The sequence below is a fragment of the Aporhodopirellula aestuarii genome, from assembly GCF_023701485.1.
GTDB classification, from domain to species: Bacteria; Planctomycetota; Planctomycetia; order Pirellulales; family Pirellulaceae; genus Rhodopirellula; species Rhodopirellula aestuarii.
Genome location: NZ_JAMQBK010000022.1, coordinates 28291 through 40534, shown reverse-complemented (window position 1 = coordinate 40534; position 12244 = coordinate 28291). Strand labels below are relative to the sequence as shown.

Here is a 12244-nt window from a genome sequence, read left to right as displayed (position 1 = left end):
ACGCGTATCTATGCAAGCCCCGATCGGGTACGCCTTTGCTCTGCACCGGGGCACGAGCATCATGCCGCGGCGCAAGTATCAAATTTCGATGTTGTCCGCATCGATCGGGAGTTCACGACCCATCCACAGCGGAGTCGCGATGAACCAAACGACCGTGCCTACCAAGGCAATCGTTTTGACCGTTTCAGGAGCCATGGTGCCCGTGAAATAAAGAACGCTTGGGATGGTCACCAAGGCGATCGCCACGGCCGAAACGATTTTGAGTGCAAGGTTCATGTGAGCGTCTGGGGAATGGGGTGATTGTGACGGGCAACGGATGACGATGCGGATCGTTTGACAAGGTTGTCAACGATCCGAGCATCACGTGGTGCTGAGGTTAGACTTATCACGCATCAATAGGCTCAACGCGAAATAGATCACACCGGATGCGATCCAGCACGGCACAACCGCGTAGGCGGCGAATAGTTTTTCAGGGAACAGCGACGTCGGTACGAAGATCAGGTACAGACCCAAGGCAACCGGAATCACCCATGCCAATAGCACGGCGAGGTTAAACGAAGTGCCGCGATGGAAGGCGTCTTCTTCACGCATGCCGAAGCGTTTCATGAAGTAAAAATCGACGAAGATAATCGCACCCATCGGCCCGAGTACCGTGCCATAGGTGCCGACGAACCCGAGCAATTGGGCCGAAAGGTTGGGGAAGGCTCCCGCCGCGGTCGCGACGGCGCCGGCTACCAATGTCATGACCACCCGAGGGCTTTTCGGAAAGACGCCTTGAAAGGCAAGCCCGGCGCGATAGATCGTTGGGTTGGCGGTTGTCCAACCCGCGATGATTACGCAAATGATACCGGTCCATCCGAGTGCACCCCACGCCAACGCACCCGGGTTGGCGGTCACGTCTTGGGACAGTTTGATTTGCGCCGCAAGCAGCAACGCGGCGGCGATCCAGGCCATGTAGTGACCCAGGAACATGCCGATTGCCGGAGCCCATCCCGATGACGCGCTGCGTGCGAAACGAAAGATGGAAAGGTCGGCCATGCCGAAGTGCATTGCACCATTGCACAGCCAAGCGAAGACGACGATCTGCCAAAATCCGAATTGCGAGGCGCCCTGTTTTGATTGGACAACTTCGATCGCGTTCTGCCAAAATTCTCCCTTCGACAAAGCGGAGATCGAAGTGGCGTCCATTTGGGCGAGGGAAACGATGCCGCACGCGGCAAAGATAGCGATCATCCAAGGTGCCGCGATATTAGCGACCCGCGCGACGGTTTGGTATCCGGCCGCTGCAATGATTGCCATCACGGCGCCGACCAAAATCACAATAATCGTGAAGTCAGTGCTTCCCAGGGCGAACGTCGATTCGGGGACTTCATACATCGTTCCAAACGGGATACCCACGGCGCTGGCCGAGACCGTCACCATCGCACCGGCGAGGAAACAAAACAGCACTCCGTTGACGACATTATAGAGTTTGACCAATCCGCTACCGGCAATGCGTTCGAGTTGGTAGTACAACGTCATGCGTTTGGCGATCGCAATCGGTGTGACGAGGAACCGCCAAGTCAGCACGGCGAGGAAGTTGCCTAGCAACAGTCCCAGCAAGAGATCCGATAGGCTAGCGCCAGCGGCAAGAAAGAGGGGACCGATCATGAATTCGGTACCGGCGGCGTGTTCGCCGGCATACATGCCCCAAAATTTCCCGGCGCCGAGTAATGCGGAGTCGGGAACCGGTTGCCGTTCAAACTCACCACTCGTGATGGTTTCCGGTTCGGTTGAATTTTCGTCGCTCAATGAATCGTTCCTTGCGTTGAAAAATGCGTGGGGTCATTCGCCAATTCGGTTGCCGAGACCGTTGGTCGGTTCGCCAGCAAAGGTTGGTCGTGGGATGATGTGAGGTTGGGTCAGGCGATCGCGTTTTCAGCCGCGTCGCTGCGGCTGGATAACACAGATGATTCGTATCCGCGAACTGCGTCCAGCCATTGGCGTCCCACGGGAACTCCAGAGGATTGGCAATAATGATCCCAGATGGCGCCGAAGGGCATCGTCTTTTGCTCTTCCATCAACGCCAATCGGGCGGTCAAATCGCCTTCGAGTTCGAGGCGTTTCAGTTCTGCGGTGGGTTCAAGCAACGCCATGAGCAACGCTTTGAGCGTATTTCGGGTGCCAATCGCCCAGGCCGCGATGCGATTGATGCTCGCGTCGAAGAAATCCAGCCCGATGTGAACGCGTTTGAGGTGATTGCCCCGCACGATCTCTTGCATGATCGCTTGCAATTCGTCAGACATGGTGACGACGTGATCGCTGTCCCACCGAACCCCGCGACTGACGTGCAGCAGTAATTCGGGGACATACATCAATGTCGAGGAAATTTTATCGGAGATGACTTCGGTGGGATGGAAGTGACCTGCGTCGAGGCACAGCACTTTGTTTCGCGTGATCGAATAGCCCATGTAGAACTCGTGCGAGCCGACCACGTAACTTTCCGAACCGATGCCGAACAGTTTGCATTCGACGGCTTCGAGCAAATGCGAGGCATCGATGGGATCGGCAAAAATTGTGTCGAGAGATTCTGCGAGACGAACGCGGGGCGTCGTCCGGTCGGCCGGCCGGTCTTTGTATCCGTCTGGAACCCAGGTGTTGTTAACGCAAGGATTTCCCTGCGCGGCTCCCATTTCGGCTGCGATTTGACGGCACGCGATCCCGTGGTCAATCCAAAATTTTCGAATGCCCGCGTCGGGGTGGGCCAGCGTCAGGCCATCGTTCGCCTTGGGATGCGAGAAGTAGCTCGGGTTGAAGTCGAGCGAAATGCTTTGGGCGCGAGCCCACTCCATCCAACCTTGGAAATGCTCGACGCCGATTTCGTCTCGTTCAACGTGGCCATCGAATTCGCCGTAGAGGGCGTGAAGATTCAGGCGGTGACGTCCCGGAATCAGCGAGTACGCCATCTCGAGATCGCTCCGCAGTTCATCAACCGTTCTCGCTCGGCCGGGATAGTTTCCCGTCACCGCGAGACCGCTTCCCAGGGCTTCGCCGGTGTTTTCGAAACCTGCCACATCGTCGCCCTGCCAGCAGTGGACGGAAATTGCGATCGTGGAAAGCGTTTTTAAGGCGGCTCCGACGTTGACGCCGATGCTCTGATATTGCTCGGTGGCTAACGCAAATGCGGAGTCAACGTTCGAAGAACTGGTCATTTTTTCGCTATGGTTGAAGAGGGCGGGGCTCGTTACGCTGTCGCGGCCAGAGCTTCATTGATGGGAACGATTCGCCCACTATCGTGGAATGAGATGCCGTTACCTGCCCGAGCCGATATTGGAACTTAATCCATTTGGTTGCCTCGCACCTCTACAATTGTGCACCCAATCAGCATAAAAGTGCCAGCAGCCTAGATTTCTTCGGAATTCCCATGAACGAACCGATTCGAGTTCTTCGAAAAAGCCAGTTTTTTCACCCCGATGGCTTTCCCATCGTGGTCGCAAGACGCGATCCGCAGGAACCTTTCGGGCTACACTCGCACGAATTTTGGGAAATCGTGATCATCACCGGCGGCAGTGGGCGGCACGTTACCGGAGTGGATTCATACGAGTTGGCGGCTGGCGACGCGTTCGTGATTGGTGGGGCACGGCCTCACGACTATCAGGATCTCGAGGGCTTGAGGCTGATCAACATTCTGTTTGACAACGACGAGTTGCCCTGGAACCTGGGGGACCTGAAGGAAATGCCCGGATACCACGCGTTGTTTACTCTCGAGCCCGCCTTCCGCCAGCGGCATCGATTCGACAGTCGGTTGCGATTGAATCCGATGGAGTTGGCGTTTGCGATCGAAAAGATCGAGCTGCTCGAACGCGAGCTGGATGAGCGGACTGCGGGGTTTCGTGTGATGGCGATGACGCAGATGATGCAGTTGGTGACGTTTCTCGCGCGATGCTATGACCGTTTCCGAGACCCGCGGAGCCAAGGGCTACTCGAAGTCGCCGATGCGATTGCCCACATCGAAATTCATTACGCCGAACCGATCACACTCGATCATCTGATTCAGATTTCAAACATGTCGCGGCGCAATTTTCTGCGGACGTTTGAGACCGCGATGGAAGATTCGCCGATTCAATATTTGATCCGTTTACGAATTCGCAAGGCCTGCGAACAACTGCGTGTTAGCAAGAAATCGATCACCGAAATCGCGATGGATGTCGGGTTCTCGGACAGCAACTATTTCAGTCGAAAGTTTCGCGACATTGTCGGTGTATCCCCGCGTGACTACAAACGCAGGTATCTCGACATGCCTCCGACGAGCGGCACCGAAGCAGATCCGGATGACTGAAGTGGGGGAGTTTCACGGTTGAAAATGCAACCTGAGGCGACGTGCGGGGGGTGGCGTTCGAGACTCCTCCCTTGACCTGACAAGCGGGTAAGGGTTACCAAGCATCCTGGACCGAGCGGCAATGTATGTCGGAAGTGTGTGCAGACGGTTTGCATGTGATTGAATGCAAATCGTTTGCATGACGGCGGTAATGGGTCGTTCGTGCCCGGGTGTTCTGCCGATCGTTCGGCGTCGCCACCCCAAGTGTTGTATCCCCAAACAAAGATCCTGTAGGAAAGTTGCTAATGTTTCGATCCGTATTGCTCGCCATCGCGGTGGCGTTTCTTTCCGTTGGCTCCGTTTCTGGTCAAAGTGCCGAGGCTGCGGAAGTCGTTTCGTATCGCTGCGAAAAATGGACGGCTCGTCACGAGCACGACGAGAAACAAGCCGACCAAATTTTCGATACTTTGAAGAAGCTCAAATGTGAAGTCGAACGTCATAGTCATAACGGCCATATCGACATTAAGTATCGCTGTCCGAAATGGCTCAGCCATACGACAAAGACTCATGAAGACGCACACAAACTCGAAGCGTGGTTAAAGGCGCTTAAGTTCGAGACAAAGCACGAGCACTAAATGTCATTTCCTATCTCTCCCGTCACCGCGTTAGGCGTGGCCAATTTGGCTAGTCGCGCGGTGCAAGGAACAGTGGACGCGGTCACGGACTTTGCCGACGTGCTCGGCAAGGGGCCCGATGCGAACGAGATTTCGTCGACCGACGAGGCTGCGTCGATCGAAGCCACCGAATCGATCCGTAGCGTGCTCGTCGATTGGATGCGTCAGTTCGGATTGCAGGGTGACGAACCCATTGACGTGTCTCTGGATAGCGAGACCGATTTGGTTCAGATTGAATCTCTCGGCGCGTCGTTACCCGACCAATCGAAGATTCGCGATCTACAAAATCGGATTAACAGTGACGAGTCACTGAAGCGATCGATCGTCGATTCGCTCGAAAAGATCCCAGGTCAAACCGTGTCGCTCGGCGCGAGATAGGTTAAACGCAGCCGCCTTCGACCCAATCGCTGGCGGCGTCCCAGTCGGCTCGCCCGGGGGTGAGGCCGTTGATCCAAGCGAGCGCGACGAGTCGTTCGCAGACCACACCGGGATCGTAGATTCCGGAGAGATCGCGTCCCGATTGTTGCGCCGACGCGACGGCATGAAAGCTCTGGTAGTGCAGTTCCGCAGCGTCAAGCATTTCGTCGGTTGATCGCAAGCGTGCTTGCTCGACGATCGCCTCGTCGGGTAGGTCAATCATCAGCCGCGTGACCGCGGTGAGATCGGCATGTTCGTCGGGCCACGGCAAGTCAAACTGCATGTCCAGCGCCCACTGCAGCGCCATCAGGGCTTCATATCGCCAAGCCAATTCCGTGGCAGCTCGGCCCAGCGTTGCTTGAGTCGACGCGGTGAGTTCGGTTTCGAAAAAAACTCGCTCTCGCGGCGATAGGGCCGCGACACCGATCGGGCAGCGGAGCTTCATGCGTTCGGTGTCGAGTGGTTTGCCGGTTAGGATCGACTCGGCACGTGTCGCGACCAGGAATAACGCGATCGCTCGCCGCGCGACATCGGCGGCATCGACTGGGCAAATTTCGCCGGCGCCACGAAGCGGAAGCAGCCCTTCGACGGGATCGACCAACCGGTTTCGAATTTGGACTTCGCAGTTGGCTTTGCGTTGCCGGGCGTCGGCGGGGAACGGGATCACCGCTTCGGGATCGGGGCCCTTTCCGCTGGCGTCGAGCAGCAAACGGCCGATGGGATCAAAAACGTGGTGGTCTTGGGTGATCCAGATCGCGTTGGCAGCGTGGGCCCAGGATTGCAGTTCGCGAAAGTTCGCGAGATCGCTACCAAAGAGTCTCTCAAGAGATTCATCGGATGCGGTGTGGGCGGCGTCGGCCTCGTCGTGGGCGGTCAAGCCGGCAATCGCGACCACGTGATGGCGATTTCGCAGATGCAGTCGGATCGGATCCGCGATCGGTGACGCGTGGCTGGGGAAGGCGGGATCCGCTAGCCACGCGACCAGTTCATCGGCATGTTCGATGGCTACATCGGTGGCCCGCTCCGCTGCCAATTCGGGGAGGGGAGGCAGGGAGCGAAGTGTTGAGACGGCGAACACGCGGCGTGTGCTGGTGTCGGCCGGGATCGATGGCAAGGCAGAGGGTGGTTGTGACACCGGGCTCAGCCAATGCCCCATTTTTCTTGGAACCAGGCAACACGGTCCGCGCGACGGGGGCTGTAATTAGCCGTCGGTTTGAATTTTTCTCGTTTGAGAAAACTGATCATCGAAGCGGCGGGAACCTGAGCATGCTGGGTGATTGCGTCGGTGGTTTCCGAATCGGCTTTCCAGTTGTAGAGGATCGCCTTTTCGCGTTCGAACCATTCGTCGAGGTATTGAGCGTCCGTCGAACTGACGACGACGTGCTCGTAATCTTTCTTGCAAAGGAACCCGAGGATTCGCCCAGCGAGGTCGCGGGTTCGTAACTGGTCACCGTCACAGGTTGCCGCAGCGACGTTCCACACGGAGGTGAATCCATGCTCATCGACGTCTTCCTTGTTGTACTGGAGTACAATTTCGACAACGTCTTCTTTCTTTTCGGCTTCTTCGGTCGGCTCAGTGGTCATAAAAGTCTGAGTACACTCATCGGGGGGGATTTGTGAGGAAATCAAGAGACTATTAGAGGCAAAAAACTGCTTCTAGAGAAGTCCCCCATAAAAGTCAGCTTGGTGATCGCCTGCCGATGCGGCATAATCGAAGGCGTTACGGGTGGCAAAATTGTCGACCCTAACAGCAGTTACCATGGACTCGGCAGGCACGGATGGCAGGGAAAAGGACGATTCGCAGGCGACCTCGTCATGACGCCGCTACCGGACTGTTGCCACTCGATGGCCTCTCACAAAAATCGAACATCGCTGCCGAGGAGTCCGCGGACGGAGTTGCTAGCGATCGAGTCGCCGAGGCAACTACCCAGTCCGGCTATCGAGTCGTTCGGCGGGCTCCACCGCCAGGCATCTCTGGTGGCGAAACCGCCTCGGCCCAAGTTTCGGACACGTTGATTTCGGGATTTGGTGCCAACCCGTTTGATCCGTACCATGCTGAAACCGATCGACCAGCCGGGTACAGCGGCCGACCGACGGAGATGATCGGCGGTGAAACGAGCCGCGAGCTACGAGAGCAAGTTCAATCGCTCTGCCCGCCTGTGCCCGGTGTCTACGGGATGTTCGACCGCACCGGGGAATTGATTTACGTTGGCAAAAGCAGCTCGTTGCGGAACCGGTTGTCGAGCTATTTCGGTCAATCGGCGCGAGGCGAAAAAGCGGGCAGGATCATCGAGCATACCCGCGCGATCCAATGGGAGACGCAGCCCAGTGATTTCGCCGCTCAACTTCGCGAGCAATCGTTGATTCGTCGTTGGATCCCCCGCTTCAACGTCCAAGGTGTACCTGAGCGTCAACGGCCTGTTTATTTGTGTTTGGGACGCAAACCCGCGGAGATGTTTTACATCGCCACGTCGCCGCCCGCGAAAACCGAATGTGTTGCCGTTGAGGGACCGTTCTTCGGTGCCGGTCGGATGGGACGTGTTGTCGACGCCCTTAACAAAACGTTTCGGCTGCGCGATTGCAGTCAGCAAACCGTGTTTCAGTTTTCCGAGCAGTTGGCGCTTTTCGATGTGCATCCGCGACCGGGATGCCTGCGGTTGGAAATCGGCACCTGTCTCGGCCCATGCGCGGCTGCGTGTAGCCGCGAAGAATACGCCGTCCGGGTGAGAGAGGCGGAGAGTTTCCTCGATGGGTTTAACGACGAACCGATCACGGCGACGCAATCGATCATGGAAAACGCATCCGCGAATCGGTTGTATGAACTCGCCGCGCGGGCCCGTGATACGTTGAAGTCGCTCAACTATGCCCAGCGAAAACTCGGGCATCTCGCCGACGCACGTCAAAAATATTCCTTCGTATACGCTTCGACCGGCTACGACGGACGGGCGATTTGGTATCTGATCCGGCGAGGGGAAATCGTTGACGTGGCGCCGGCCCCGGCGGACGCGGCGCACTTCCGCGAGATCAAACCGCTGATGAAACAATGGGCGTCACGGATCGCGGCAGGCAACAGCCGGGTGACGTCGGAATATCCTTACACGGTTTCTGTCGTGGCGGCGTGGTTCCGAAAAAATCGAGCCGAGTTGAAGCAGTGCTTCGCGCCCGAATCGGCGGGAAGAAAATACCGGCATTTGTCTCGCGTGCCCGTCGCGTGAAGCCGGCGCGGTCGTCGTGCGATCGTCTTCCCAGACTCACCGTTTTATGGAAAACCAAGCGACCTAAGGCGGCGCCAGCCACACGCGATTGTTTGCGTTAAACCGGATATATCGGATAAAACAGGTAGAAACGGTGCGCCATTCTGGATCAAAACCCCAGGTCGTGACGTAAACTGGCTTATCACCGTTCCCCACCTTTGCCTGCCCCCTCCTAGGACCTTTTGGATTTTTGGTATGACCCGAATCTGCCAGCGAATTGCAAATTTGTTCGCTTTGCCTGCTTTTCTCGCCTTCACGATGCCGATCGCGGCTCTGGCGATCGCTCCTGGTACGACCGTTTCGGCGGCTGATACTCTCCCTGAATTTTCGAAAGTTTCAGAGGGGTTTGAGCAGGTCGCCGTATCGGACCAGCAGTCTGATAAGGGGCTGTTCAATCTTTGGAAACGGGAAAAAGACTCGGCCGTTATCGGCGAGTTGCCCAAGAACTTTAAGGGCAAAAGTTACTTCATCGCCCTTACGCTCAGCAGCGGTGACCGGTATGCCGGTTTGCAGTCCGGTGACTGGGTTGTGCAGTGGCGTCGGTATGACAATCGGCTCGCCCTGATTGCTCCCAATCTTGACATTCGCGCCACCGGCGATGCGGAATCCAAGGCGTCGGTCAAACGCTTGTTCACCGACCGCGTCATCCTCGACGTGCCGATTCTCGCTATCGGACCTCAGGGTGGTCCGGTGATTGATATGGACAGCCTCTTGGTTGGCAACGCCAGTCAATTCTTTGGTGGTGCCGTTCGCGTTTCGAACTCACGTTTGTATTCGATCGAGTCGTGCAAAGTCTTCCCGAAGAACGTCGAATTGGCTTTCGAAGTCGTTGGTAACGGCGGCCGGTTGCAAACGTTGCACTATTCGTTCAGTGAAGTGCCGAGCAGTTCGGCAGGATTCAAACCACGGGTTGCTGACGAACGAGTCGGTTTCTTCACGACTTCGTACTCGGACTTGAGCAAGTACGAAACCGAGGACACTCGCGTGCGGTTCATCAACCGTTGGCAATTGGAAAAGCGAGATCCAAAACTCAAACTCAGCCCGCCAAAGGAGCCAATCCGCTTCTATGTCGAGCACACCGCTCCGGTCCGTTATCGCCGCTGGATCAAAGCCGGTATCGACTACTGGAACAAAGCATTTGAAAAGGTCGGTATCGTTGACGCGATCGTGATCGAATATCAAGACGCGGTCAGCGGCATCCACATGGAAAAAGATCCTGAGGACGTGCGTTACAACTTTGTGCGATGGCTCAACAACGACATCGGTACGGCAATCGGTCCAAGCCGCGTTCACCCGGAGACCGGCCAAATTCTTGATGCCGATATCATCCTGACCGATGGTTGGATTCGCCACTTCAATTTCAACTATGCCGATCTGATGCCTAACTTGGCAATGGAAGGCGTCAGTGCTGAAACGCTCGCTTGGCTCGGTACCCGACCCAATTGGGATCCGCGTGTCCGCATGGGCGCTCCCGAAAACGTGCATTCGCTGCGTGCGAAGTACGCCCGGCAAGCCACTCAGCCGATGGCCGGATACAAGATGGCTCAATCCGATCCGGCGCTGCTCGGTGATGACGAGTACGACGGCCTGATCGGTCACGTCAGCCAAAAGAACGGTTACTGCATGGCGGCGAGCAGTCGCAGCATGGACCTCGCTTTGGCTCGCATGAATTGGGCGCTGATTTTGCACTCCGATATCGAAGCTGAAAAAGACAAGAAGAAAGCCAAAGAAGCGAAGGAAAAAGAAAAGGAAGAAGAGAAGGCTGCTTCGGAAGCGTCTGACAACGAGAAAGCAGACGTGAAGTCGGAGGACGAGCCTAAGAAGGATGACGAAGCCAACGACGATGATGAGAAAGATGGAGACGAGGCTGACAAGGACGACGACAAGAAGGACACGGTCAAGAAAGAGGAAGAAGAACTCCTCGATGGCATGCCGGAATGGTTTGTCGGTCCGTTGCTCGCAGATTTGGTCGCTCACGAAGTCGGGCACACGCTTGGTCTGCGTCACAACTTCAAAGCATCGTCGTTATTGACTATGGCTGAAATCAATAGCGAAGAAGTGAAGGGCAAAAAGCCGTTCACCGCTTCGGTGATGGATTACACGCCGATCAATTACCGATACGATGTCGGCGATGTTCAAGGCGATTTCGCGATGATCGACATCGGCCCCTACGATTACTGGGCGATCGAGTACGGCTATACGTTGAAAGATTCGGATTTGGAGAAAATCGTAAAGCGATGTTCCGAGCCTGAATTGCAATACGCGACTGACGAGGATACCAGCGGACCTGACCCGTATGCTCGCCGCTACGACTTCGGTAAGGACCCGCTTTCGTACACGACCGAGCAAGCCAAACTGATCGAGCTGTATCGCGATCGTTTGCTTGAGAAATTTGTGAACGACGGCGATAGCTGGGCGAAGGCCCGCCGTGGCTATGAATTGACCCTCGCTTTGCAAATGCGATCGGTCAGCATGATGGCGAATTGGATCGGTGGTGCGTTTGTTAACCGTGACAAGAAAGGTGATCCTGGAAACCGGGTGCCTGTTCAAGTCGTGCCCGCCAAAGACCAACGTGATGCGTTGAAGTTTGTGATCGACACGAGTTTCCGTGACGAGGCGTACGGTTTGAAACCTGAAATCCTCGAACGACTCGGCGTCGACAAATGGCTCGATGGCGGTAGGCACTCGAGTATGTCCGACGAAGCGACATGGCCGATCCATGACCGCGTGCTGGACATGCAAGCCTCGGCGTTGACGCTGCTCATGAACCCGACGACGCTTCGCCGCGTCTACGACAACGAATTGCGTTTGCCTGAAGACGAAGACTCGCTGACATTGCCCGAGTTGCTCAACAGCGTGACGACGGCGGTGTGGTCCGAACTCGAAGAGGCGTGCCCCGAAGGCCGCAATGATCGTAAGCCGATGATTTCGTCGCTGCGTCGCAACCTGCAACGCGAACACTTGCAACGGCTGGTGGATCTGATTCTCGAAGAGTCGCCTGGAACGGCTGCCTACAGTCCGATCAGTAATCTGGCTCGGATGGAATTGCGGACGCTCGCGGCGGGCATGGAATCAACGCTGAAGAAGTGCGAAGGCAAGATGGACGCGTACACGCTGGCTCACTTGAGCGAAAGCAAAGAGCGAATCAAACGTGCCCTTGAAGCCGGGTACACCTACGGTAGCAAACAGGCTGGTGGCGGAATGATGATGTTCCTCATCGGCGAAGAAGCCGAGTCAAACTAACGGCCGATTCCTCGGAGTCTGCCGAATCACTCGATGCGGTAGGAAACTGCCACGACCAACGCGAGGCCAGCCACATTGTTGTGGCTGGCCTTTTTTTATGGAGGTTGCATTTCCTAACAGCGTCATTCTTCACGTCGCTCGGACTCTCGGGACGTCGATTCAATTACTGCGGGATTTCAAATGTACCGGAACGGCGCAAGCCGACCGGTGAGGTTGGAACGGACGGCTTGCGATGTGCCGCTAAAAGATCTTCGGCATGTGTTCGCTTTCCGAGCGAAGCGGATCCGCGAGGGGATCTCGTGAGAACGGAAAACCCGTTCGGCCTCGCGGAGATTGGCGAGCACGGGTTGCGTCGAAAT

Annotated in this window: 10 protein-coding genes; 5 read left to right on the top strand and 5 right to left on the bottom strand. The window is 56.4% G+C overall.

What is annotated here, in order from left to right; translation table 11 throughout:
• Positions 1-78: 78 nt before the first annotated feature.
• The 3 genes from NB063_RS07240 to NB063_RS07230 all read right to left on the bottom strand — a co-directional run bounded on the left by NB063_RS07240 (position 79) and on the right by NB063_RS07230 (position 3191).
• Positions 79-276 (bottom strand): hypothetical protein, encoded by a 198-nt coding sequence (locus tag NB063_RS07240; protein ID WP_250928091.1) that lies wholly within the window; start codon positions 274-276, stop codon positions 79-81.
• Positions 277-360: 84 nt separating this feature from the next.
• On the bottom strand, positions 361-1791 hold the full coding sequence (locus tag NB063_RS07235) for a purine-cytosine permease family protein (protein WP_250928090.1): 1431 nt from the start codon (positions 1789-1791) through the stop codon (positions 361-363).
• Positions 1792-1901: 110 nt separating this feature from the next.
• Entirely contained in the window at positions 1902-3191 is a 1290-nt protein-coding gene (locus NB063_RS07230) for an L-rhamnose isomerase (RefSeq protein WP_250928089.1), read from the bottom strand.
• A gap of 212 nt (positions 3192-3403) precedes the next feature.
• Here NB063_RS07230 and NB063_RS07225 point away from each other — a divergent pair, with 212 nt between their 5' ends.
• The 3 genes from NB063_RS07225 (at position 3404) to NB063_RS07215 (ending at position 5349) form a co-directional block, all read left to right on the top strand.
• Positions 3404-4318, top strand: a complete 915-nt coding sequence (locus tag NB063_RS07225; protein ID WP_250928088.1) for a helix-turn-helix domain-containing protein — start codon at positions 3404-3406, stop codon at positions 4316-4318.
• Between the two features lie 284 nt (positions 4319-4602).
• The gene (locus NB063_RS07220; RefSeq protein WP_250928087.1) at positions 4603-4932 is read left to right on the top strand and encodes a hypothetical protein; all 330 of its coding nucleotides are present in this window, start codon (positions 4603-4605) and stop codon (positions 4930-4932) included.
• Positions 4933-5349: a hypothetical protein gene (locus NB063_RS07215; RefSeq protein WP_250928086.1), complete on the top strand. Its 417-nt coding sequence runs from the start codon at positions 4933-4935 to the stop codon at positions 5347-5349. It begins immediately after the preceding gene.
• Position 5350: 1 nt separating this feature from the next.
• Here NB063_RS07215 and NB063_RS07210 read toward each other — a convergent pair whose 3' ends face one another.
• Positions 5351-6502, bottom strand: a complete 1152-nt coding sequence (locus NB063_RS07210; RefSeq protein WP_250928085.1) for a DUF4272 domain-containing protein — start codon at positions 6500-6502, stop codon at positions 5351-5353.
• A 26-nt stretch (positions 6503-6528) separates the two neighbouring features.
• Positions 6529-6972 carry a hypothetical protein gene (locus tag NB063_RS07205; protein WP_250928084.1) on the bottom strand — a complete coding sequence of 148 codons (444 nt, stop codon included), beginning with the start codon at positions 6970-6972 and terminating at the stop codon, positions 6529-6531.
• A gap of 194 nt (positions 6973-7166) precedes the next feature.
• Here NB063_RS07205 and NB063_RS07200 point away from each other — a divergent pair, with 194 nt between their 5' ends.
• Together NB063_RS07200 and NB063_RS07195 are read left to right on the top strand one after the other, a co-directional pair.
• The gene (locus tag NB063_RS07200; RefSeq protein ID WP_250928083.1) at positions 7167-8603 is read left to right on the top strand and encodes a GIY-YIG nuclease family protein; all 1437 of its coding nucleotides are present in this window, start codon (positions 7167-7169) and stop codon (positions 8601-8603) included.
• 297 nt (positions 8604-8900) lie between these two features.
• Positions 8901-11885, top strand: coding sequence for a zinc-dependent metalloprotease (locus tag NB063_RS07195; protein ID WP_407652565.1), 2985 nt, complete (start codon positions 8901-8903; stop codon positions 11883-11885).
• The last annotated feature ends 359 nt before the right edge of the window (positions 11886-12244 follow it).

Bases quoted from the DNA above. Each gene is read 5' to 3' on its own strand.
- NB063_RS07240 (WP_250928091.1), bottom strand. From the start codon at position 276: ATGAACCTTGCACTCAAAATCGTTTCGGCCGTGGCGATCGCCTTGGTG.
- NB063_RS07230 (WP_250928089.1), bottom strand. From the start codon at position 3,191: ATGACCAGTTCTTCGAACGTTGACTCCGCATTTGCGTTAGCCACCGAG.
- NB063_RS07225 (WP_250928088.1), top strand. From the start codon at position 3,404: ATGAACGAACCGATTCGAGTTCTTCGAAAAAGCCAGTTTTTTCACCCC.
- NB063_RS07220 (WP_250928087.1), top strand. From the start codon at position 4,603: ATGTTTCGATCCGTATTGCTCGCCATCGCGGTGGCGTTTCTTTCCGTT.
- NB063_RS07215 (WP_250928086.1), top strand. From the start codon at position 4,933: ATGTCATTTCCTATCTCTCCCGTCACCGCGTTAGGCGTGGCCAATTTG.
- NB063_RS07205 (WP_250928084.1), bottom strand. From the start codon at position 6,972: ATGACCACTGAGCCGACCGAAGAAGCCGAAAAGAAAGAAGACGTTGTC.
- NB063_RS07200 (WP_250928083.1), top strand. From the start codon at position 7,167: ATGGCAGGGAAAAGGACGATTCGCAGGCGACCTCGTCATGACGCCGCT.
- NB063_RS07195 (WP_407652565.1), top strand. From the start codon at position 8,901: ATGCCGATCGCGGCTCTGGCGATCGCTCCTGGTACGACCGTTTCGGCG.